Below are 20,452 nucleotides of genomic sequence, written 5' to 3' on the forward strand. Positions count from 1 at the left end.
TCGGACAGGATTATCCCCTTGATCGTCAGACACACCTTCACCCCACACAACAACACCCGCCTGTCGCACCTGTGCGGGCCCATGGACGCACACCTGCGCACCATCGAGGCGGGCCTGCAGGTGAGCATTGCGCACCGCCATGAGCAGTTCAAGGTGGATGGCCCCAAGGCCGTGGCCATGCGGGCCATGGAAATTTTGCAGGCGATTTACGAACGTGCCGACCGCCCGATTGCCCCCGACATGGTGCAGCTCATGCTGGTGGGCGACAGCGGGGGCGAAGAAGCCGACCTTCCCAGCCTGCAAACCCGCCGCGCCGACCTGAAGGCCCGCACTCCGGTGCAGGCGGCCTATCTGGAGAGCATCGCCACACACGACATCAGCTTCGGCATCGGCCCGGCTGGCACAGGCAAGACCTACCTGGCCGTGGCCTGCGCGGTGGACGCGCTGGAGCGCGCCAGCGTGCAACGGATTGTGCTCACGCGCCCTGCGGTGGAAGCCGGTGAGCGGTTGGGCTTTTTGCCCGGCGACCTGTCGCAAAAGGTGGACCCGTATTTGCGCCCGCTGTACGACGCGCTGTACGACCTGATGGGCTACGACAAGGTGCAAAAGGCGTTTGAGCGCAACGCGATCGAGGTCGCCCCACTGGCCTTCATGCGCGGACGCACGCTGAACAACGCCTTTGTGATCCTGGACGAAGCGCAAAACACCAGCACCGAGCAGATGAAGATGTTCCTGACCCGGATCGGCTTTGGTGCCAAGGCGGTGGTCACGGGCGATGTGAGCCAGATCGACCTGCCCAAAGGCCAGCTGAGCGGCCTGATCGATGCTGAGCGGGTCTTGAAGCGGGTCAAGGGCATTGCCTTCACGCGCTTCAGCAGCGCCGACGTGGTGCGCCACCCGCTGGTGGCCCGCATTGTGGATGCCTACGATGCACAGGGCAGTGCCGTATTAAGAGCGGGCGTTACCACCCGCCGCAAGCCCTTACCCACCGACGATTGACCTGCCAGCGGCACCCAGGCCCTTTTGACGCTGGCCACGCCGCCCCTCTTTGACCACACCTCCACAAGAACAACATGGCCCTGAAACAACTCCAACTGTCGCTGCAATTTGGCGACATTCCCTATGCAGCCCGTCACCGCGCCGCCCTGCCCCGCCATGCGGTGACCCGGGCCATCCGGCACGCGCTGGCTGACGATGCAGAAATCACGGTGCGCATCGTGGGCGAAGAAGAAGGCCGCGAGCTGAACAAGAGTTACCGCAAGAAGGACTACGCCACCAATGTGCTGACCTTCGACTATGCGCAAGAACCCGTGGTGATGGCCGACTTGGTGCTGTGCGCCCCAGTGGTCGCGCGCGAGGCCAAGGAGCAAGGCAAGACGCTGGCAGCGCACTACGCGCATTTGCTGGTGCACGGCGCTTTGCACGCACAGGGTTGGGACCACGAGACCAGCGAGGCCGATGCGCAAGAGATGGAGGCCTATGAGGTGGTCATTTTGGCGGGCTTGGGGTTGAAGAACCCTTACCTCTAAGTTCTTTTGCTCTGGCTTGTGCGGTGAGGCCTGGAATGGGGTGGGGCCGGGCTCCTCATGACGGGGTACCGAAAATCGTCACCCGGCCCCACCCCATTCCAGGCCGTTGTGCATTTTTAAAACCCAGTGAGCATCCAAAGCGCGTCGAACCTGCAGACCTCTGAGCGAAAACCAGTCAGCAGCAGCCGATCTCTTGCTCGAATGACCACTCAGGTGAGTGAGGGGATGCGGCGGGTGACGATTTTCGGTACCCCGTCATGAGGAACCCGCCGCATCCCCTCACTCACCGCCCAAGCAAACGGCACAGACGTCAGAGCAAGCGAACCTTCACACTCTTGCCCTTGATCTTGCCGTGCGACAGCTGCGTCTCGACCTTGCGAGCCAACTCGGCCTGCACCGCCACATAGGTCGAAAACTCGTTCACGTTGATCTTGCCGACCTGCTCACGGGTCAATCCGCACTCACCCGCCAGAGCGCCCATCACGTCGCCTGCGCGGATTTTTTCCTTGCGGCCACCCACAATTTGCAGCGTGCGCATGGGGGGCTGCAACGGACCGCCAGCAGCGGGCGTCAGGCCAGACAGTGGCTCCCATTTGGACTCGCGGCCTTGCATCACCTCGATCTTGCCGACCGAGCCCATTTCGTCCATGCTGGCCAGCGTGAGCGCCAGGCCTTCGGCATCGCCGCGACCGGTGCGGCCAATGCGGTGGATGTGGATTTCTGCGTCAGGCGTCACGTCCACGTTAATGACGGCTTCCAAGCCCTCCACGTCCAGCCCGCGAGAGGCCACATCGGTGGCCACCAGCACCGAGCAGCTGCGGTTGGCAAACTGCACCAACACCTGGTCTCGCTCGCGCTGCTCCAGCTCGCCAAACAGCGCCAGCGCGCTGTAACCCTGCGCCTGCAGCACGGCCACAAGATCACGGCACTGCTGCTTGGTGTTGCAAAACGCCAGCGTGCGCTCGGGGCGGAAATGCGCCAGCAGTTTGGACACGGCGTCCAGACGCTGGCTTTCACTCACTTCGTAATAAATCTGGCGGATCTTGTGCGCGCTGTGCTGTGCCTCGACCTTGACGGTTTGCGGTGCGCGCATGAACTGCGCGGCCAGCTTGGCGATGCCTTCGGGGTAAGTGGCCGAAAACAGCAGGGTTTGGCGGTCTTTGGCGCATTGGCGCACCACCTTGGCGATGTCGTCAAAAAAGCCCATGTCCAGCATGCGGTCGGCCTCGTCCAGCACCAGCGTGTTCACACCCGCCAGGCTCAGCGAACCGCGCTCCAAGTGGTCGAGAATGCGGCCGGGCGTGCCCACCACCACATCGGCACCGTGCTCCAGGCTCACCGTCTGGCCTCTCAAAGCCACGCCGCCGCACAGGGTGACGACTTTCACGTTCTGGCGGGCACGGGCCAGGCGGCGGATTTCCTGCGTCACCTGGTCGGCCAGCTCGCGTGTGGGGCAGAGGATCACGGCCTGAATGGCGGCGCTGGGCGAGCCCGCGCTTTGCAGGCGCTCGATCAGGGGCAGGCCAAAGGCGGCGGTTTTGCCGCTGCCGGTGCTGGCCTGGGCGATCAGGTCTTGCCCGGCCAAGGTCAGCGGCAAGCTGGCCGCCTGGATGGGCGTCATCTGGGTGTAGCCCAGTTGTTCGAGGTTTTGGAGGGTGGCGGGGGCCAGCTGGAGCTGGTCAAAGCGAGCGGCGCTCGCGGCGGGAGAAGTTGCAGTCATCCGGGGATTATCGTTCCCGGACAACACCGCATCAACGCCCGGCGTCTCGGTAAAAGCCCACAGAGTAGCCACCGACCATCTCACGCCCTTGGCTGGTGGTCACGATGGTCTTGCCATCCGGGCTCACGGCCAAGCCAACAGTGAAGGGGTCCACTTCGCTGCGCGCGACCACAGACCACGAGGCCAGATCGACTTTGACCAGTCGCGCATCGTTGTTGATGGCGGCATACAGGCTGCGCTGGTCCGGGCTCAGCTCGATGGTGCGAACGCCCATGCCCACACTCAGGCTGCGGCCACCTGGCCCTGCAACACGCTGAGCACCTGCAGTCTTGAGGGCCTGCACCACGGCCGCGAGGTCGTAACGCCCGACCAGACCACTCTGGTTGCCGCTGACATACAGCGTTCGGCCGTCATGGCTGATCACGATGTGCCGGGGATTGGGCACGATGTCGGTGACCGTACCAAGGTAACGCCCGGTGGCAGCCTCAAAGCCAGCCACGCCGCCGCCGCCCATGCGGGCCACCAGCACCGTCTGGCCATCTGGCGTGTAGACCGTGCCGCGCAAGCAAAAGCCGCAATTGCTGTCCCGGTTGCCCTTGATGCCCTCGGTGGGCAATTTGCGCTCCACCACCCAGTGCCCGTTGTAGCGAAAGTCACGGGGATGGTCTGCACTGATGTCCAAGACCCCCAGCGTGTTGTCGCCCCAGTGGGTCACCACCGCCTGGCGGGAATCGGGGGAAATGGCCACGTATTTGGGCAAGGGCCCTGTGGGCATGACACGCACCACTTTGTCGGTCTGCATGTCAATGATGGCCAACGCCGAGGGCGACGAGGCGTTCAGGTCAAAGCTGCGCCGGTAATAAGGCACCCAGAGGTATTTGCCGTTGTGCGACATCGCCATTTCGACGGGCTTGCCCAGAAAATGGTTGTACTGTCCCGACTTGCCATGGAAATAGGGGTAGCCGAAGACCGTGGTTTCGTTTTGAAAGAGCGCAGCGTCTGCGGGGCCGAATGTGTGGTCAATCGACCTCAGGGGCTGCAGGTCTGGAAAACTGTAAACCAGCGTTTGCCCGCCCTCCAGGGCATTGATGTAGAGCTTCTTGCCGTCTTGAGAAAACATCGCGGACTTAGGGGATTGAATCCGCACGTCATAGATGTCTTGGGGCGCATTGGTTTTGCCCAGTGCCTGAATACGCGCCACGCGCACCAGCGGCTCTTGCGCCTGCGCACCCGACACCCAAAGCATGCCGGCCATGCATCCGGTCCAGAAAAGTTTTTTCATTTTGAAGAACTCACAAAAATCAGCGATCCATTTTTCTCACTCACGCCCCAGGCGCGCGCAGGGTCATGGGGATCGTCACTGGACCGTCGTTGACCAAAGCGACCTTCATGTCGGCAGCAAAGCGGCCCGTTTGCACCACCGCATGCTCCTGCCGGGCTTGGGCGACAAAGTACTCGTAAAGTCGCCGACCTTCTTCGGGTGCTGCAGCCCCCGAAAAGCCTGGACGGGTCCCCGAAGAAATGTCTGCGGCCAAAGTGAACTGACTCACCACCAGCAGACCACCCGCTGTGTCCTGCACACTCAAATTCATCTTGCCTGCGTCGTCCCCGAAGATGCGCATCTTGAGGATCTTGGCGAGCATCTTGTCCGCCACCGCATCGGTATCGCCCTTTTCTGCGCAAAACAGCACGAGTAAACCTGCACCGATCTGGCCGATCACTTCGCCATGGACCCGCACACTGGCTTCGCTCACGCGCTGCAACACGACGATCATTTCAAGTCCCGGGCATCGTGAAAATGCGCTTCCACATCGCTGGGCAACAGCTGGATGGTGGCGCGCAGGCCGGGCACTTCGCTCATCAAAGCCTGCTCGACGCTGCCTCGCAGCGCGGCAGCCCGGCCCAAAGTCCAACTGGCGGGCATGTGCATGTGCACATCGACAAAGCGGCGCTGGCCGGCTTTGCGGGTGTGCAGGTGGTCAAAACGAATGATCTCGGTCTCGCCGCGCTGGTGGGCAAAGCTGTCCAGCACTTTTTGAACCTCGGTCAACACCTCTGGCTCCAGAGCTTCGTCCATCAGCCCTTGCGAAGACACCCAGATCAGGTGCCAGCCTTCTTTCAGAATGTTCAGGGCCACGCCGATGGCCACCAGCGCATCCAGCCACAACCAGCCGGTCACACTGACCAAGCCAATCCCGATCACCACCCCGGCAGATGTCCAGACATCGGTCACCAGATGGCGGGCATCAGCCTCCAGCGCCAGGGAGCGGTGCTGCTTGGCGGCGCGAAACATCAGCCAGGCCAACAAGCCGTTCAGGGCAGAACTGCCCACTGACAAGGCCAAGCCCAAGCCCACTTTCTCAATGGGTTGTGGGTCAAAAATGCGATGGGTAGCCGCCCAAATGATGCCCAAAGCGGCGACCAAAATGAGGATGCCCTCAAAACCGGAAGAAAAGTACTCGGCTTTGTGGTGCCCGTAAGGGTGGTCTTCGTCAGCAGGCATGGCGGCCACGGTGACCATCATCAAACCAAAAATGGCACTGGCCAGGTTGACCAGTGACTCCATCGCGTCTGACAACAAGCCGACCGAGTCGGTCAGCAACCAGGCCAGTGTTTTCAGTCCAATCGTGATCAACGCCACCACCACCGAGGCCCATAACATGCGTTTGGGCGTCATCCAGGAATCAAGTGTTTTCATGCGCTGAGGATACCTTTGAGAAATGAACCCGAGATGAACGCCTGCAGGCCCACGTGCCTGGTCAAGCCAGCGTGACTTTGGCAAACTTGCGCTTGCCGACTTGCACAATGTAAGTGCCCGCTTCGAGTTTCAACCCCTTGTCGCTGACCACACTGGAGTCCACACGCACACCGCCGCCGTCCACCAGCCGCCCGGCTTCGGTGGTCGATGGGGCCAGACCGGCCGCCTTGAGCAGGGCACCAATGCCCATGGGTGCACCGGACAAAGACACTTCAGGAATGTCGTCGGGCACGCCGCCCTTGCTGCGGTTGATGAAGTCCTGCTCGGCCGCTTCGGCCGCAACTGCGCTGTGAAAACGCGCTGTGATCTCTTTGGCCAGCATGACTTTGGCGTCTTTGGGGTTGCGCCCGCCTTCGACTTCCTTCTTCAAAGCCTCGATTTCGGCCATGGACTTGAAGGACAGCAAGGTGAACCAGCGCCACATCAGCACATCGGAAATGCTGAACACCTTGGCAAACATGGTGTTGGGCTCTTCGGCAATGCCGATATAGTTGTTTTTGGATTTGGACATCTTGTCCACGCCGTCCAGGCCTTCGAGCAACGGCATGGTCAAGATGCATTGCTGTTCTTGCCCGTATTCGGCCTGCAGGTGACGGCCCATGAGCAGGTTGAACTTCTGGTCGGTCCCGCCCAACTCCAGATCAGACTTGAGAGCCACCGAGTCATAGCCCTGCATCAGCGGGTACAAGAACTCGTGCACGCTGATGGGCGTGCCCGCGTGGAAGCGGTCATGGAAGTCGTTGCGCTCCATCATGCGGGCCACGGTGTACTTGGCGGCCAGCTGGATCATGCCCATGGACCCCAAAGGCAAACTCCATTCGCTGTTGTAACGAATCTCGGTCTTGGCCGGGTCCAGCACCAGGCTGGCCTGTTTGTAATAAGTCTCGGCATTGAGCTTGATTTGCTCTGGCGTGAGCGGCGGGCGGGTGCTGTTGCGGCCTGACGGATCGCCGATCAGACTGGTGAAGTCACCGATCAAAAAGATGACCTGGTGACCCAGATCCTGCAGCTGACGCATCTTGTTGAGCACCACGGTGTGACCGATGTGGATGTCGGGTGCCGTTGGGTCCAGACCCAGCTTGATGCGCAAGGGCACGCCCGTGGCCTCAGATTTGGCCAGTTTTTGCAGCCAATCTTCCTTTGGAATCAGCTCTTCACAGCCCCGCAAGGTGACTTCCAAAGCATGACGGGTCTTGTCCGTGACCGGGAATTTTGTAACAAGCGCTTGATTCATAAGGGTTTTTTCTAAAGTCAGATGGATATAGACCGGTACAATGGCCCATTTTCTCCAAGTCGTCCATTTTAGGGGCGACCTGACATTGCCCATCACACCACCTCATCGCACGATGCATGAGGCCTGTGAAACACCCCGAATTGATGCCATTTTTCTCTTCCATCCAGTCACGACTGGCCTCCCTGTTCATCGGCTTTCTGTTCCTGTGCACCGCTGTGCTGGGTGCGGGTTTGATCGCCACCCAACGCGTGCTCGCTTGGCTGGATGGACAGCATCCTCAATTGACCCGCGCTCTTCAAGCAAGTGTCCGTTGGTTGAGCCGACATCCCAAAACCATCAGCGCCACACTCGCGTCCGTTTTGCTGGCAGGCGGTGGCGGTGCCTTCGCCATTGCCAACCTGGGGCCCGACATTTCAGACCAACCGATCGTCACAGTGACGACGCCTGTCGAAATTGCTGGCCTGCAAGACCAGGCGAAATCCCTCGATCTGGTCAACATCAACCTCACGCGCACCGACAGCACACGGGCATCGGACACGCCTGAAAGCTTGTTGCGCCGCCTGGGCCTGGTCGATCCACGCGCCGCTGACTTCTTGCGCAGCAACCCGCTGGTCAAGCAAGCCTTGAAGCAGGCGGGGCGATCGGTCCTGGCAGAAGCAGACAGTCAACAACATTTGCGCCAACTGAGTGTTCGCTGGCTCAACAACGAGTCAGACAGCTTCTTCCAGCACTTGGTCGTCACGCGCACGCCCCAAGGTCTGCACGCGGCACTGGAAACCTCCCCCATGAACACCAGCATCCGCATGACGGGTGGCACGGTGGCCAGTTCTTTGTATGACGCCGCCGACGAGGCACGACTGCCAGATGCCGTCATCGGCCAATTGACCCAGATTTTTTCAAACCAGATCGACTTTCACCGCACGCTGCGCAAAGGGGCTCGGTTCTCTGTGGTCTACGAAGTGTTGGAAGCAGATGGCGAGCCTGTCCGGACCGGCCGCGTGTTGACAGCCGAATTCAACAACGACAACAAGACTTATCAGGCTGTCTGGCATCAGACACCCGGACAAAAAGGCAACTATTACAGCCTGGACGGCAAAAGCCTCAGCCGCGCTTACCTGGCATCGCCCGTGGCTTTCTCTCGCAAGACCAGCGGCTTCAGCATGCGCTTGCACCCCATCTTCCAAACCATGAAAGCGCATTTGGGCGTGGACTATGCAGCACCAACAGGCACGCCTGCGCAAACCGTTGGCGATGGCGTGGTTGAATTTGCCGGCGTTCAAGGCGGTTTTGGCAATGTGGTGATTGTTCGCCATGGCAGCAACCATTCCACGGTTTATGCCCACCTCAGCCGCATTCTGGTTCGGCCTGGCCAAAGCGTTCAAAAAGGCCAACCGATTGGTGCCGTCGGATCAACCGGTTGGTCCACCGGCCCGCACCTGCATTTTGAATTCCGAGTCAACGGCGTGCACATGGACCCTGACAAAGTCATCCAGCAGGCTCAAGGCACCCCACTCAGCCCGTCGGCCATGGCAAGCTTCAGATCCACGGCGGCAGAGGCCAGAGCACAGCTCCAAGCCGCAGCGCAAATGCGCGAAGGCGCTTCGCAGTGATCCTCAAGGGCCGCAAGGCCCTTTTTTGATGCTGCGCTCTGCATCAGCAAGCCGCAAAGCCAACAAACCCAAGCCACATCTTTGACCGACTCTTCACATGACTGAGCACTTCATTGGCCTGATGTCGGGCACCTCACTCGATGGGGCCGATGGCGTCCTGGCCAGCATCGATTCACACGGGCAGACGCAGGTCAAAGCCCACGCCTTTATGGCTTTTGATGCGCCCTTCAAAGCCACGTTGATGGCGCTCAACCAAAGCGGGCCCGATGAATTGCACCTCAGTGCCTTGGCGGGGAACCGGATTGCACGCCACTATGCTGAAGTGGTTCATGACCTGCTGCTGCAAAGTGGTTTGCACGCGCATGACATCTCCGCCGTCGGTGCTCACGGACAAACTGTGCGCCACCGCCCGCTGGCTTTTGATGGCGATGCGGCTAAGCAGCAAGCCGCCGTGGGCTACACGCTTCAGCTGAACAACCCCTCCTTGTTGGCCGAACTCACAGGCATCGACGTGGTGGCCGACTTCCGCAGCCGCGATTTGGCGGCGGGCGGCCAAGGCGCACCGTTGGTGCCCGCCTTCCACCACGGCGTGTTTGCGCAACCAGACGCCTGCGTGGCCGTGCTCAACATCGGCGGCATCTCCAACATCAGCGTGCTGCAACCAGGCGCTGCGGTGACTGGCTGGGACTGCGGCCCCGGCAACGCCTTGATGGACTTCTGGTGCGCCACCCACACAGGCCAGCCCTTTGACCGGGATGGCGAGTGGGCGGCGGCAGGCCAGGTCAATGCATCCTTGTTGAGCGCTTTGATGACCGAGCCCTTCCTTCATGGCACGCCCCCCAAAAGCACTGGCCGGGACTTGTTCAACCCGGCGTGGCTGGCGCAACACGTTCAAAAACAGTCCGACTTGTCGGCCATTGACGTGCAGGCGACCTTGACCGAATACACCGCCTTGGCCTGCGCCAACGACGTGAAACGGCACGCCAACGAAGCCGCATCTTTGATCGTTTGTGGTGGTGGTGCCTTGAACGGGCACCTGATGCAGCGACTGGCCCACCATTTGCCCACGCTGCAGGTCATCAGCAGCGAAGCGCGGGGCTTGCCGCCCTTGCAGGTTGAGGCTGCGGCTTTTGCCTGGCTGGCTTGCAAGGCCATGCGACGCGAGACAGCAAGCCTGCCAAGCGTCACGGGCGCCAGAGGCGCCCGTGTGTTGGGGGCAATTTACCCCCGCTGATGTTTTGCGAGCCCTGCCCGCAGCCTCATCCGATCAAGTCGAGAAAGAAGAACCGCATCCGCAAGTGGATGTGGCGTTCGGGTTCTTGATCACAAACTGCGCGCCTTGCAGGTCTTCTTTGTAATCAATCTCAGCCCCAATCAGGTACTGGTAGCTCATGGCGTCAATCAACAATGACACGCCATTTTTGCTCATGGTGGTGTCGTCTTCGTTGGTGATTTCGTCAAAGGTGAAGCCGTACTGGAAACCCGAGCAACCGCCACCTTGTACAAACACGCGCAGTTTCAGGTCAGGGTTGCCTTCTTCAGCAATCAGGTCAGCCACTTTGGCTGCGGCGCTGTCGGTGAAGACAATCGGGGCAGGCATTTCGGTCTGGATATTTTCAGCAACAGCGCTCATGGTGTTTCTCCGGGTCAATGGAAATAGTATAGCGGTTTGCTCGGGAATTACCCGCCCAAACGCCCAGTAACGCTGTTCACAGTGGGGTTGTTCTGCAACCCCACTGTGACTCAGTCGACCTTGATGCCGTACGCCTTGATGACCGGCCCAAAGAGCTCCACTTCGGCTTGCACCAAGGACCGGACCTCGCCGGGACTCATCGGGACTGCCTCGGCGCCCACATCGGCAAATCGGCTTTTGATGGCCGGCAGGGCCAGCAGACGGTTGATCTCACGGTTCATGCGTGCAACGTGGGCGGCAGGCATCGCCGACGGGGCATAAATGACAAACGGCGTGTCGACATACACCTTGCCAAAGCCCTCTTCTTCCACCGTGGGCGCGCTCGGGTAGTTGCTGGTGCGCTTGCGGGTGGCCACCGCCAGCAGCTTGAGCTTGCCCGCCTTGACACTCTGGAAGACCGTGCCCGGCATGAAGCCATAGTCGATCTGGCTCGCCATCAGGTCCTGGATCGCCGGAGCTGCACCGCGGTAGGGCACATGGGTGGCGGCCAGCCCTGTGGTCTGCTTGAACAATTCCCCACCGATGTGAGGCGTGGTGCCATTGCCCGCCGAGCCGTAGCTCAATTTACCCTGGTTGGCTTTGGCAAAGGCCACGAACTCCTTGAGGTTGTTGGCCGGCAAGGTCGGCCGTGTGACCAGGAACAGCTGCGTGTTGGCCAACAAGGCCACATGTTGCAGGTCCTTGTTCGGATCGAATGGCATCCGTTCAATCATCAAGGGGTTGGCCGACTCGATGGTCGACACGTTGGCCATGAAGGTGTGGCCATCGCCGCCGTTGCGCACCATCTCGACGGCCGCCAGGTTGCCACTCGCCCCGCCCCGGTTGTCAATGACCACCTGTTGTCCCAGCGCTTCGCTCAATTGAGGAGCCAGCATTCGCGCCAGCACATCGGCCAAGCCACCCGCAGGGAATGCCACGACCAAGCGCACAGGCTTGGTCGGCCAGTTGTCCGCCGCCGACTGCGCCAAGGCCAGGCCACAGCCCGACAACGCCAGCGCTGCGGCCAAGAGGGCGCGACGCTGAAAAAAAGGTGCAAGCAAAGAAAGACGCATGGCGGTTCTCCTGAAAACAGTGGATGAAAAAAGAAAACTCAATCGATCGCGGTTGAACCCGGGTTCGCGTGCAGCAAGATGATCTCGCGCAGCGTGTTCTTCAAGGACTCGGCCCGCTCATGGCCAAAGGGCTCCAGCACGCGCGACTCATGCGCCTTGGCCTGAAGCACCAGGTCGTTGATGATCTTGCGTCCGATCGTGGTGATGCGCACCACCGTCATCCGCCGATCCCCATCGTGCGCACTGCGCTCGACCAGGCCTTTTTCAACCATGCGGTCCAGCAAACGGGTGACTGTGGGCTGCTTGGTGACAGAGACCTGAGCCAACTGACCAATGCTCATGCCCGGCTTGTCGGTGAGGGTCGCCAGGACGCGCCACTCGGTGACAGAAAAACCACTGCGCTTGACGATGAGGTGGAACTCCTGGGAAATCAGGGTGCTGGCCTGCGCCAGCAAAGCCGCCAGATAGTCATCGACAAACGGCACAGAATCGATTTTGCGTTGCATGCTCGGATGATAGTGCCCATCTTTTGCATCAAGCACCAAATACCTTGGGTTTCAAGGGTAAACCATGATTATGAATATGTTTACGCTTCAAGTTTATCTGTTTAGACTCCATCAGAAATCATGGAAATTGGGGTCCCACGATCCCGCGCCAAAGGAATTGCATGGCTGAACGCTCGTTCGTAGAGGAAGTGAAAAAACTCACGCTGGGTGCTGGTGAGGTGTTTCATGGCGAGGGCATTCTGGCCGTCACCAAAGCCTTGCTGGAATCAGGCGTGGCCTATGTGGCGGGCTACCAGGGCTCCCCCATTTCCCACCTGATGGATGTGCTGGCCGATGCCCAGGACATCCTGACTGAACACGGCATCCGTTTTGAAAACAGCGCCAGCGAAGCCACCGCCGCCGCCACGCTGGCCGCATCGGTCAACTACCCGCTGCGCGGTGCCGTGACCTTCAAGGCCACAGTGGGCACCAATGTGGCCTCCGACGCCTTGGCCAACCTGGCCTCGGGCGGCGTCACAGGTGGTGCCTTGATCATCGTGGGAGAGGATTACGGCGAAGGCTCGTCCATCATGCAAGAGCGCAGCCATGCGTTTGCCATGAAATCGCAGATCTGGATGCTGGACCCCCGCCCCAACCTGCCCTCGATCGTGGCAGCGGTCAAAACCGGATTCGAGCTCTCCGAAGCCAGCCAGACACCGGTGATGCTTCAACTGCGCATCCGCGCCTGCCACGTTCATGGCAGCTTTGTCGCCAGCGACAACAGGCGTTCCCCATTCACGCTGCAGCAGGCCCTGGAGCAACCCCAACGGGACGTCAGCCGCATCGTTTTGCCACCGGCGAGCTTCCAGCACGAACAAGAAAAAGTGAAGCAGCGCTGGCCCGCCGCCGTGCGCTTCATCGAAGAGCGGGGCCTCAACGAATTCTTTTCAGAAGACGCCAGCGACATCGGCATCATCGTACAGGGTGGCTGTTACAACACGGTCGTGCGCTGCCTCGAACGGTTAGGTCTGGCCGATGTCTACGGCCACACCCAGGTGCCGCTGTATGTGATGAACGTGGCTTACCCAGTGATCAACAGCGAAGTCCAGCGCTTTTGCCAAGGCAAACGCGCCGTGCTGGTGATTGAAGAAGGTCAGCCTAACTTCGTCGAACAAAACATCAGCGCCATCCTGCACCAGGCAGGCATCACCACCCGACTGCACGGCAAGGACATCCTGCCTGTGGCCGGGGAGTACACCAGCGCCGTGGTGCTCAAGGGCTTGCGCCAATTCTTCGAATCCACCAGGCCCGCCTCCAGCCCGGCCCCGACCAGCCAGCGGGTAATTCCACTGATGGCGTTCCAGGAGCCCGCCGCCGCAAGCGCCGAGCTCAACGCACAGGTCCAAGGCCGCCCGCCAGGTTTTTGCACCGGTTGTCCCGAGCGCCCCATCTTCACGGCCATGAAACTGGTGGAACGCGAACTGGGCGAACACCATGTGAGTGCCGACATCGGCTGCCACCTGTTCTCGATCCTGCCGCCCTTTAACCTGGGCAACACCACCATGGGCTACGGCCTGGGCACGGCCGGCTCGTCGGCACTCAGCGTGCCTGCCGGCAAGCGGGCCATTTCAGTCATGGGTGATGGCGGCTTCTGGCACAACGGCCTGACCAGCGGTATCGCCAACGCGGTGTTCAACCGCAGCGACAACCTGACCATCGTGGTCGACAACAGCTACACCTCGGCCACCGGTGGGCAGGACATCCCGTCCTCGACCGCGCACAACCCGACCCGCAGCACCAACCACGCCATCGAACAGGCTGTGCGCGGCGTTGGCGTGAACTGGGTCAAGACGGTGCGACGCACTTACGACCTCAAGGCCATGGTGAACACACTGCGCGAAGCGCTGACCACGACCGACAAAGGCCCCAAAGTCCTGATCGCACAGAGCGAGTGCATGCTCAACAAGCAGCGCCGCGTCAAGTCGGAAGTCAAGCAATCCATCGCCGCCGGACACCGCGTGGTGCGCGAGCGTTTCGGAGTGGACCCCGACACCTGCACCGGCGACCACTCCTGTATCCGCCTGTCGGGTTGCCCTTCGCTGTCGATCAAACCCAACCCCGATCCGCTGCGACCCCATCCGATCACCACCGTGCTCGACAGCTGCGTGGGTTGCGGCCTGTGTGGCGAACTTGCGCACGCGGCCGTGCTCTGCCCGTCGTTTTACAAGGCCGAGATCGTCAGCAATCCGACCCGCTGGGACCGCCTGCGTGAGCGCGTGCGCCGCGCTGTGATCCAGTGGCTGCAAGCGCGCGACCAGCGCCGTCTGGACCGTTATGCCTTTTGAAAGCCCTCGCATGAACGCGCAACCGATCAAGATCGCCATTCTCGCCATGGGCGGCGAAGGCGGCGGGGTGCTGGCCGACTGGATAGTGGATCTGGGTGAACGCAATGGCTACCTGGCCCAGACCACCTCGGTACCCGGGGTTGCACAACGCACCGGGGCCACCATCTATTACCTGGAGCTTTTCCCCCAAGCACAAATTAGCGCCGGACAGCGCCCACCGGTGCTGGCGCTGATGCCATTGCCCGGAGACGTGGACGTGGTGCTGGCGTCCGAACTGATGGAAGCAGGTCGAGCCGTTCAACGCGGCCTAGTCACCCCCGACCGGACCACGCTGATCGCGTCAACCCACCGGGTCTATGCGATTGCCGAAAAAATGGCCCTCACCGATGGCCGCGTGGACAGCGCCACCCTGCTGGCACAAACCGCTCGGGCGGCCAAACGCACGGTACGCTTTGACATGGCGCAGACCGCCGAAGAAAACGGCAGCGTCATCAGCGCTGTGCTGTTTGGGGCCCTGTGCGCTGCAGGGGTGCTGCCGTTCAACCGCGCCCAGTTTGAAGCCACCATTGCAAACGGCAGTGTGGGCGTACAGGCCAGTCTGCGGGCTTTTGCCGCTGCCCACACCCGTGCCGATCAAGGCGATGCCCCAGCCACTGCGCCGTTGAACACGAACGCGTCGGCCCCTGCTCCCCGCGACCCCGCCGTGCGGGCCTTGGTCGCACGCATGCAGGCCGAATTTGCTGCCGCCGTTCAGCCCACCGTCACGGAAGGTCTGCGCCGCATCATCGACTACCAGGACCCGGTCTATGGCCACCTGTACCTGGATCGGCTGTCCGAGGTGCGTGACGCGACTGGGTCTCAAAACGAGAAACTGCTCAGCGACACAGCACGCCACCTGGCCTTGTGGATGAGTTACGAAGACACCATCCGCGTGGCCGACCTCAAAACGCGCCAGACCCGTTTCGAACGTGTGCGTCAGGAGGTGCATCTGGACGCCCAGCAGCAATTGGCCATCAACGAGTTCATGCACCCACGGCTTGAAGAAGTCTGCGAAACCCTGCCTGCTGCGCTGGGGCGCTGGTTGATGCGTCCTCATGCTGTGCATCGCTGGCTGAACCGCTTCATGCAAAAAGGCCGCGTGGTCCAGACCAGCTCGCTCGGTGGATTCCTGCTGCTGTGGGGGCTGGCGCGCCTGCGCGCCTGGCGCCGCAGCACCTTGCGCTACGCGCTTGAGAACGAACGCATCGAACGCTGGCTGGCTTGTATCCACGAGGCCAACCGGATCAACCCGGCACTAGCCATCGAAGTCGCTCTATGCCAAAGTCTGGTCAAAGGCTATGGCGACACCCATGCACGTGGCCTGGGTCACTTCAACACCTTGATGCACATCGTCCAGCAGCAAGGTCGGCATCTGGCACCGGCGACCTTGCAAGAGCTGCGCAACGCGGCACTGGCCGATGAACAAGGCCGTCAGCTGCAAAAAGCCTTGCAGCGCCATGCCCTGGCCTGAGAGGACATTTTGATGAACACGACGTCCCCCACCACCTCCGCCCCCCGCTTGCAGCTGCAGGTGCAGCAAGCCCACATGCTCAACCCGCTGATCCGCTGGTTGCGTCTGGCTCCCGCCGATGGTGCCACACTGCCCGGCTTCAGCGCCGGCGCGCACATCAAGGTGCAGGTTCAACTGCCCGATGGCCGCAGCGATGAACGTCACTATTCACTCATCGAGCTGGACACGGTCGCCTGCGCTGCCCCCAAAAGCTATGCCATCGCCGTGCGACTGGAAGATGCCGGCCGTGGCGGCTCGCGCTGGATGCACCAGGCGTTGCAGGTCGGCGACCTGCTGCACATTGAGCCACCGCGCAACGACTTTGCCTTGCACCCCGCTGCAGGTGGCTGCACCGTGCTGGTGGCCGGGGGCATTGGTGTGACGCCATTGATGGGCATGGCCGCACAGTGCCTTGCGGAAAATCACCCCGTGCGCATGCACTACGCCGGACGCAGCCGGGCACTCATGGCCTTTTTGCAGGAATTGAACCAGCTGCTGGGCGACGACCTGCATGTGCATGTAGACGAAGAAGCCGGCGCCTCCTTGGATGTGCCTGCCCTGATGGACGGCTGCGCCGACAACGACCGCCTGCATGTCTGCGGCCCGCAGGTCATGCTTGACGCCATCCTGGCAGAAGCCACCCGGCGCGGTTGGGCACCGGAGCGTGTACGCTTCGAATTGTTCGCAGCCCCGCTGGCGCAAGCGGGTGACACGGCTTTTGAAGTAGTGCTGGCCAGCAGCGGCCGACGCCTCACCGTCAGCCCTGAACAGACCTTGCTGGCCGTGCTGGAAGACGCCGGATGCGACCCGATGTTCGACTGCAAACGCGGTGAATGTGGCGTGTGTGCCGTGCCCGTGATCAGCGGCGAAATCGACCACCGGGACCATGTGCTGACCCCGCGTGAAAAGGAAGCGGGCAATGTGATCCAGACCTGCGTGTCACGCTGCAAGAGTGCCACACTGGTGCTGGATCTTTGATAGAGGAAACCTTCCCGTGAGCAAATACCAAGGTTCACCCCAAACCATCAACGACATGCTGGCCGCGCTGGTGCGCGACCGTGAGGTGCACAAAGACCTCTACACCAGCCAGGAACTGTTCGAGTTGGAAACCACCCGTCTGTTTGCCAATACCTGGGTATATGTGGGTCACGCCAGCCAGGTGCCAAAAAGTGGCGACTACTTCACCACCACCGTAGGCACCCAACCCGTGGTGATGGTGCGCCACAGCGATGGCAACATCAAGATGCTGCACAACCGCTGCCCGCACAAGGGTGTCAAGGTCGCTGGCGAGGTGTGCGGCAACACCGGGAAATTCTTCCGCTGCCCCTACCATGCCTGGACTTTCAAGACCGATGGCAAGCTGTTGTCCATCCCCTTGAAAAAGGGCTACGAAGACACCGGTTTCGAAACCTGTGAAGCGTCCCAGGGCATGGCAGCGGTCGAGGCGGTCAAGGTGTACCGCGATTTCGTGTTTTGCCGCCTCAACCCGCATGGCGAATCGTTCGAGGCGTTCTTTGGCGAGTCGCTCTCAACCATTGACAACATGGTCGACCGCTCGCCCGAGGGGCGACTAGAAGTCGCAGGGGGCGTGCTGCGCTACATGCACAACTGCAACTGGAAGATGCTGGTGGACAACCAGACCGACACCTGCCACCCGATGGTGGCGCACGAGTCTTCGGCGGGCACTGCAGTCAAGGTCTGGCGGGAAGCCCCCGAGGGCACCCCAAAGCCCATGGCGGTCGAGCTGTTTGCCCCGTTCATGAGCCCTTATGAGTTTTTCGAGAACATGGGCATCCGGGTCTGGGAGAACGGCCATGGTCACACGGGTGTGGCCGACTCCATCCACGCGGCCTATTCGGGTGTGCCTGGCTACTGGGAGCAGATGGTGACCACCTACGGTGAAGAACGTGCCCAGGCCATTCTGGGTGAAGTTCGGCACAACACGATCTACTTCCCCAACATCATGGTCAAGGGGCCAATTCAAACCCTGCGCCTGTTCAAACCGATTTCAGCCAACAAGACCCTGGTGGAAAGCTGGACCTTTCGCCTCGTCGGGGCACCCGACATCCTGCTGGAGCGCACGCTCATGTACAACCGCCTGATCAACGCCCCCACTTCGGTCGTCGGGCACGATGATCTGGAAATGTACGAACGGGCACAAGAGGGCCTGCAATCCATGGGCCGCGACTGGGTCAATGTGGCCCGCCTGTTCGATCCGGCAGAAAAAGAGCAAGCCACCGCCGTGACCAATGGCACCAGCGAATGGCAGATGCGCAACCAGTTTCGCGCGTGGGTCAAGTACATGAGGAGCGACGCGTGATGACCTTCACCCACGAACAACTCATCGACTTTGTGGTCAACGAAGCGCGCATGCTCGACGAGCAGCGTTACGAGGAGTGGCTTGATCTTTTTACCGAAGACGGGCATTACTGGATGCCGCTCACACCGGGACAAACCGATCCACGGCTGCAGACCTCCCTGATGTACGAAGACAAGCTGCTGCTGCGTGTGCGCGTGGAGCGGCTCAGCGGCATCCGCACTTTTTCACAGCAACCGCGCAGCCGCTGTCACCACCTGCTACAGCGCCCCACCGTGGAATCCGTGGCATCGGCCGAAGACGGCCGCTGGGTGCTGCGCACGGCCTTCCATTACATCGAGACCCGGCTGGACCAGCAGACCTTGTTTGTGGGCTGGTTCCACCACGAGCTGGTGGCCATCGACGGTGCTTTGCGCATGGCCCTCAAACGTGTCGACCTGGTCAACAGCGATGCGGCTTTCGGCAACATCAACCTGTTCATGTGAAGCAGGCATGACCCACACCCACACCCCCATGCGCGCGCATTCCCGCTACCCATTCACCACCGTGGCCGCGACATTCAGCGATGCCGCTGCACGCTGGTCAGACCACAGCTTCCTGTGTGTCTTGCCCGAAACCGCCCAGTTGTACGGCATTGACACAGGTGAGCTGACCTATGCGCAGGCTCAGGCGCGCATCTTGGCCCTGCGCCAGCAATACGCCGATGCAGGCTATGGCCACGGCCACCGCGTGGGTTTGCTGCTGGAAAACCGGCCGGCTTTCTTTTTGCACTGGTTTGCGCTCAATGGCCTGGGCGTGTCGGTGGTGCCGATCAACCTGGACCTGCGTGCGGCCGAGCTTGAATACCTGGTCGAACATTCCGAAATCATTCTGGCGGTGGCCTTGCCCGAACGCCACGCCAGCCTGCTGGCGGCAGCGCACGTCAGCGGGCAAGCGCTGGCCGTGATGGCCGACGGGGAGGTGCCCCCTGCCGCACTGCAGTCCGCACCACAAGCCGACACCGCCCCCGGCGAATTGAGCGAGTGCGCGCTGCTCTACACCTCGGGCACCACCGGACGCCCCAAGGGTTGCATCCTGCCCAACCGTTACTTCCTCGAAGCCGGACACTGGTACGCGCAGGCAGGTGGCCTGGCCGCGCTGCAGCCTGGTCGCGAACGCATGATCACGCCCCTGCCGCTGGTCCACATGAACGCCATGGCCTATTCGGCACTGGCCATGGTCGTGACCGGAGGCTGCCTGATTTCGCTGGACCGCTTCCATCCGGGCAGCTGGTGGGACAGCGTGCGCACAGCGCGCGCGACCGTGGTGCACTACCTCGGCGTGATGCCGGCCATGCTGATGAAAGCCGCGGCCACAGCACAGGATACGGCACACCAAGTGCGCTTCGGTTTTGGTGCCGGAGTGGACCGCAGTCTGCACGCCCCGTTTGAGGCCCGTTTTGGCTTTCCCTTGCTGGAAGCCTGGGCCATGACCGAAACCGGTGCAGGGGCCGTGGTCATCGCCAACCATGAGCCCCGGCAAGTCGGCACCAGTTGCTTTGGCATGGAACGCGGCGGCGTGCAAGTTCGACTGCTGGCCGACGATGGCAGCGAGCCCGCCCCTGATCAGCCCGGTGAATTGCTGGTGCGCCATGCTGGCCCCGACCCGCGTTATGGTTTCTTTGCAGGCTACCTCAAGGACCCGGTGGCCACCGAAGAAGCCTGGGCTGGTGGCTGGTTCCATACCGGTGACATCGTGCAGCGTGACCACCAGGGGCAACTGCATTTCATTGACCGACGCAAAAACGTGATCCGTCGCAGCGGTGAAAACATCTCCTCGGTCGAGGTCGAAAGCGTGCTGCTGCAACACCCCCTGGTGCGCAGCGCAGCGGTGGCCCCGGTGCCCGATGCGGTGCGTGGCGATGAGGTTCTGGCCTGTGTGGTTGCCCCCGATGTGGCTGCCGATCCGGCCGCACGCCAGGCGGCCGCCGAGGAACTGGTGCGCTGGTGCCTGACACGTCTGGCCTACTACAAGGCTCCGGGCCATGTGGCCTTTGTCGACGCCTTGCCACTGACCACCTCGCAAAAAATACAGCGTGGCGAACTGCGCCAATTGGCTGTGGCCATGCAAGGCCAAGCCAACTGCGTGGACACCACCGCACTCAAAAAGCGGAGCCACTGA

Annotated in this window: 18 protein-coding genes; 10 read left to right on the plus strand and 8 right to left on the minus strand. The window is 61.4% G+C overall.

The window, feature by feature from the left end:
* Positions 1-18: 18 nt before the first annotated feature.
* Complete coding sequence (locus tag ACZ5VE_RS12650; RefSeq protein WP_464455510.1) at positions 19-999, plus strand: PhoH family protein; 981 nt, start codon at positions 19-21, stop codon at positions 997-999.
* 74 nt (positions 1,000-1,073) lie between these two features.
* Positions 1,074-1,529 (plus strand): rRNA maturation RNase YbeY, encoded by a 456-nt coding sequence (ybeY, locus tag ACZ5VE_RS12655; protein WP_464455511.1) that lies wholly within the window; start codon positions 1,074-1,076, stop codon positions 1,527-1,529.
* Positions 1,530-1,839: 310 nt separating this feature from the next.
* On the opposite strand, the gene dbpA is transcribed toward ybeY, so the two are convergent.
* The 5 genes from dbpA to tyrS all read right to left on the minus strand — a co-directional run bounded on the left by dbpA (position 1,840) and on the right by tyrS (position 7,241).
* Positions 1,840-3,249, minus strand: coding sequence for an ATP-dependent RNA helicase DbpA (gene dbpA / locus ACZ5VE_RS12660; RefSeq protein ID WP_464455512.1), 1,410 nt, complete (start codon positions 3,247-3,249; stop codon positions 1,840-1,842).
* Positions 3,250-3,280: 31 nt separating this feature from the next.
* Positions 3,281-4,531, minus strand: coding sequence for a YncE family protein (locus ACZ5VE_RS12665; protein WP_464455513.1), 1,251 nt, complete (start codon positions 4,529-4,531; stop codon positions 3,281-3,283).
* Between the two features lie 40 nt (positions 4,532-4,571).
* The gene (dtd, locus tag ACZ5VE_RS12670) at positions 4,572-5,024 is read right to left on the minus strand and encodes a D-aminoacyl-tRNA deacylase (protein ID WP_464455514.1); all 453 of its coding nucleotides are present in this window, start codon (positions 5,022-5,024) and stop codon (positions 4,572-4,574) included.
* Positions 5,021-5,947: a cation diffusion facilitator family transporter gene (locus ACZ5VE_RS12675; protein ID WP_464455515.1), complete on the minus strand. Its 927-nt coding sequence runs from the start codon at positions 5,945-5,947 to the stop codon at positions 5,021-5,023. The genes dtd and ACZ5VE_RS12675 overlap by 4 nt, the downstream gene beginning before the upstream one ends.
* Before the next feature lie 61 nt (positions 5,948-6,008).
* On the minus strand, positions 6,009-7,241 hold the full coding sequence (gene tyrS / locus ACZ5VE_RS12680; protein WP_464455516.1) for a tyrosine--tRNA ligase: 1,233 nt from the start codon (positions 7,239-7,241) through the stop codon (positions 6,009-6,011).
* 143 nt (positions 7,242-7,384) lie between these two features.
* On the opposite strand from tyrS, the gene ACZ5VE_RS12685 reads away from it, so the two are divergent.
* Together ACZ5VE_RS12685 and ACZ5VE_RS12690 are read left to right on the plus strand one after the other, a co-directional pair.
* Positions 7,385-8,851 carry a peptidoglycan DD-metalloendopeptidase family protein gene (locus ACZ5VE_RS12685; RefSeq protein WP_464455517.1) on the plus strand — a complete coding sequence of 489 codons (1,467 nt, stop codon included), beginning with the start codon at positions 7,385-7,387 and terminating at the stop codon, positions 8,849-8,851.
* 97 nt (positions 8,852-8,948) lie between these two features.
* Positions 8,949-10,085 (plus strand): anhydro-N-acetylmuramic acid kinase, encoded by a 1,137-nt coding sequence (locus tag ACZ5VE_RS12690; protein ID WP_464455518.1) that lies wholly within the window; start codon positions 8,949-8,951, stop codon positions 10,083-10,085.
* Between the two features lie 33 nt (positions 10,086-10,118).
* Here the strand turns inward: ACZ5VE_RS12690 and erpA are convergent, their stop codons facing one another.
* From erpA to ACZ5VE_RS12705, 3 genes are all read right to left on the minus strand, one after another.
* Positions 10,119-10,484, minus strand: a complete 366-nt coding sequence (erpA, locus tag ACZ5VE_RS12695; protein ID WP_090137811.1) for an iron-sulfur cluster insertion protein ErpA — start codon at positions 10,482-10,484, stop codon at positions 10,119-10,121.
* 110 nt (positions 10,485-10,594) lie between these two features.
* Positions 10,595-11,596, minus strand: a complete 1,002-nt coding sequence (locus ACZ5VE_RS12700) for a Bug family tripartite tricarboxylate transporter substrate binding protein (RefSeq protein WP_464455519.1) — start codon at positions 11,594-11,596, stop codon at positions 10,595-10,597.
* Between the two features lie 38 nt (positions 11,597-11,634).
* A complete protein-coding gene (locus ACZ5VE_RS12705; protein WP_464455520.1) occupies positions 11,635-12,102 on the minus strand; it encodes a MarR family winged helix-turn-helix transcriptional regulator in 468 nt (155 codons plus the stop codon).
* 161 nt (positions 12,103-12,263) lie between these two features.
* Here ACZ5VE_RS12705 and ACZ5VE_RS12710 point away from each other — a divergent pair, with 161 nt between their 5' ends.
* Genes ACZ5VE_RS12710 through ACZ5VE_RS12735 form a run of 6 tightly spaced genes read left to right on the plus strand, consistent with a single transcriptional unit; the run spans position 12,264 to position 20,452 of the window.
* The gene (locus tag ACZ5VE_RS12710) at positions 12,264-14,426 is read left to right on the plus strand and encodes a thiamine pyrophosphate-dependent enzyme (protein WP_464455521.1); all 2,163 of its coding nucleotides are present in this window, start codon (positions 12,264-12,266) and stop codon (positions 14,424-14,426) included.
* A gap of 10 nt (positions 14,427-14,436) precedes the next feature.
* Complete coding sequence (locus ACZ5VE_RS12715) at positions 14,437-15,936, plus strand: indolepyruvate oxidoreductase subunit beta family protein (protein WP_464455522.1); 1,500 nt, start codon at positions 14,437-14,439, stop codon at positions 15,934-15,936.
* A gap of 12 nt (positions 15,937-15,948) precedes the next feature.
* The gene (locus tag ACZ5VE_RS12720; protein ID WP_464455523.1) at positions 15,949-16,953 is read left to right on the plus strand and encodes a PDR/VanB family oxidoreductase; all 1,005 of its coding nucleotides are present in this window, start codon (positions 15,949-15,951) and stop codon (positions 16,951-16,953) included.
* Between the two features lie 55 nt (positions 16,954-17,008).
* A complete protein-coding gene (locus ACZ5VE_RS12725) occupies positions 17,009-18,295 on the plus strand; it encodes an aromatic ring-hydroxylating dioxygenase subunit alpha (RefSeq protein WP_464457500.1) in 1,287 nt (428 codons plus the stop codon).
* Positions 18,295-18,777, plus strand: coding sequence for an aromatic-ring-hydroxylating dioxygenase subunit beta (locus ACZ5VE_RS12730; protein ID WP_464455524.1), 483 nt, complete (start codon positions 18,295-18,297; stop codon positions 18,775-18,777). The genes ACZ5VE_RS12725 and ACZ5VE_RS12730 overlap by 1 nt, the downstream gene beginning before the upstream one ends.
* A 28-nt stretch (positions 18,778-18,805) precedes the next feature.
* Positions 18,806-20,452, plus strand: a complete 1,647-nt coding sequence (locus tag ACZ5VE_RS12735) for an AMP-binding protein (protein ID WP_464455525.1) — start codon at positions 18,806-18,808, stop codon at positions 20,450-20,452.

The sequence above is a fragment of the Limnohabitans sp. INBF003 genome (genome assembly GCF_055396645.1).

What these genes read in the sequence shown, in the direction of transcription:
- ybeY (WP_464455511.1), top strand. Translation starts at nt 1,074, where the DNA reads ATGGCCCTGAAACAACTCCAACTGTCGCTGCAATTTGGCGACATTCCC.
- dbpA (WP_464455512.1), bottom strand. Translation starts at nt 3,249, where the DNA reads ATGACTGCAACTTCTCCCGCCGCGAGCGCCGCTCGCTTTGACCAGCTC.
- ACZ5VE_RS12665 (WP_464455513.1), bottom strand. Translation starts at nt 4,531, where the DNA reads ATGAAAAAACTTTTCTGGACCGGATGCATGGCCGGCATGCTTTGGGTG.
- dtd (WP_464455514.1), bottom strand. Translation starts at nt 5,024, where the DNA reads ATGATCGTCGTGTTGCAGCGCGTGAGCGAAGCCAGTGTGCGGGTCCAT.
- ACZ5VE_RS12675 (WP_464455515.1), bottom strand. Translation starts at nt 5,947, where the DNA reads ATGAAAACACTTGATTCCTGGATGACGCCCAAACGCATGTTATGGGCC.
- tyrS (WP_464455516.1), bottom strand. Translation starts at nt 7,241, where the DNA reads ATGAATCAAGCGCTTGTTACAAAATTCCCGGTCACGGACAAGACCCGT.
- ACZ5VE_RS12685 (WP_464455517.1), top strand. Translation starts at nt 7,385, where the DNA reads ATGCCATTTTTCTCTTCCATCCAGTCACGACTGGCCTCCCTGTTCATC.
- ACZ5VE_RS12690 (WP_464455518.1), top strand. Translation starts at nt 8,949, where the DNA reads ATGACTGAGCACTTCATTGGCCTGATGTCGGGCACCTCACTCGATGGG.
- erpA (WP_090137811.1), bottom strand. Translation starts at nt 10,484, where the DNA reads ATGAGCGCTGTTGCTGAAAATATCCAGACCGAAATGCCTGCCCCGATT.
- ACZ5VE_RS12700 (WP_464455519.1), bottom strand. Translation starts at nt 11,596, where the DNA reads ATGCGTCTTTCTTTGCTTGCACCTTTTTTTCAGCGTCGCGCCCTCTTG.
- ACZ5VE_RS12705 (WP_464455520.1), bottom strand. Translation starts at nt 12,102, where the DNA reads ATGCAACGCAAAATCGATTCTGTGCCGTTTGTCGATGACTATCTGGCG.
- ACZ5VE_RS12710 (WP_464455521.1), top strand. Translation starts at nt 12,264, where the DNA reads ATGGCTGAACGCTCGTTCGTAGAGGAAGTGAAAAAACTCACGCTGGGT.
- ACZ5VE_RS12715 (WP_464455522.1), top strand. Translation starts at nt 14,437, where the DNA reads ATGAACGCGCAACCGATCAAGATCGCCATTCTCGCCATGGGCGGCGAA.
- ACZ5VE_RS12720 (WP_464455523.1), top strand. Translation starts at nt 15,949, where the DNA reads ATGAACACGACGTCCCCCACCACCTCCGCCCCCCGCTTGCAGCTGCAG.
- ACZ5VE_RS12725 (WP_464457500.1), top strand. Translation starts at nt 17,009, where the DNA reads ATGCTGGCCGCGCTGGTGCGCGACCGTGAGGTGCACAAAGACCTCTAC.
- ACZ5VE_RS12730 (WP_464455524.1), top strand. Translation starts at nt 18,295, where the DNA reads ATGACCTTCACCCACGAACAACTCATCGACTTTGTGGTCAACGAAGCG.
- ACZ5VE_RS12735 (WP_464455525.1), top strand. Translation starts at nt 18,806, where the DNA reads ATGCGCGCGCATTCCCGCTACCCATTCACCACCGTGGCCGCGACATTC.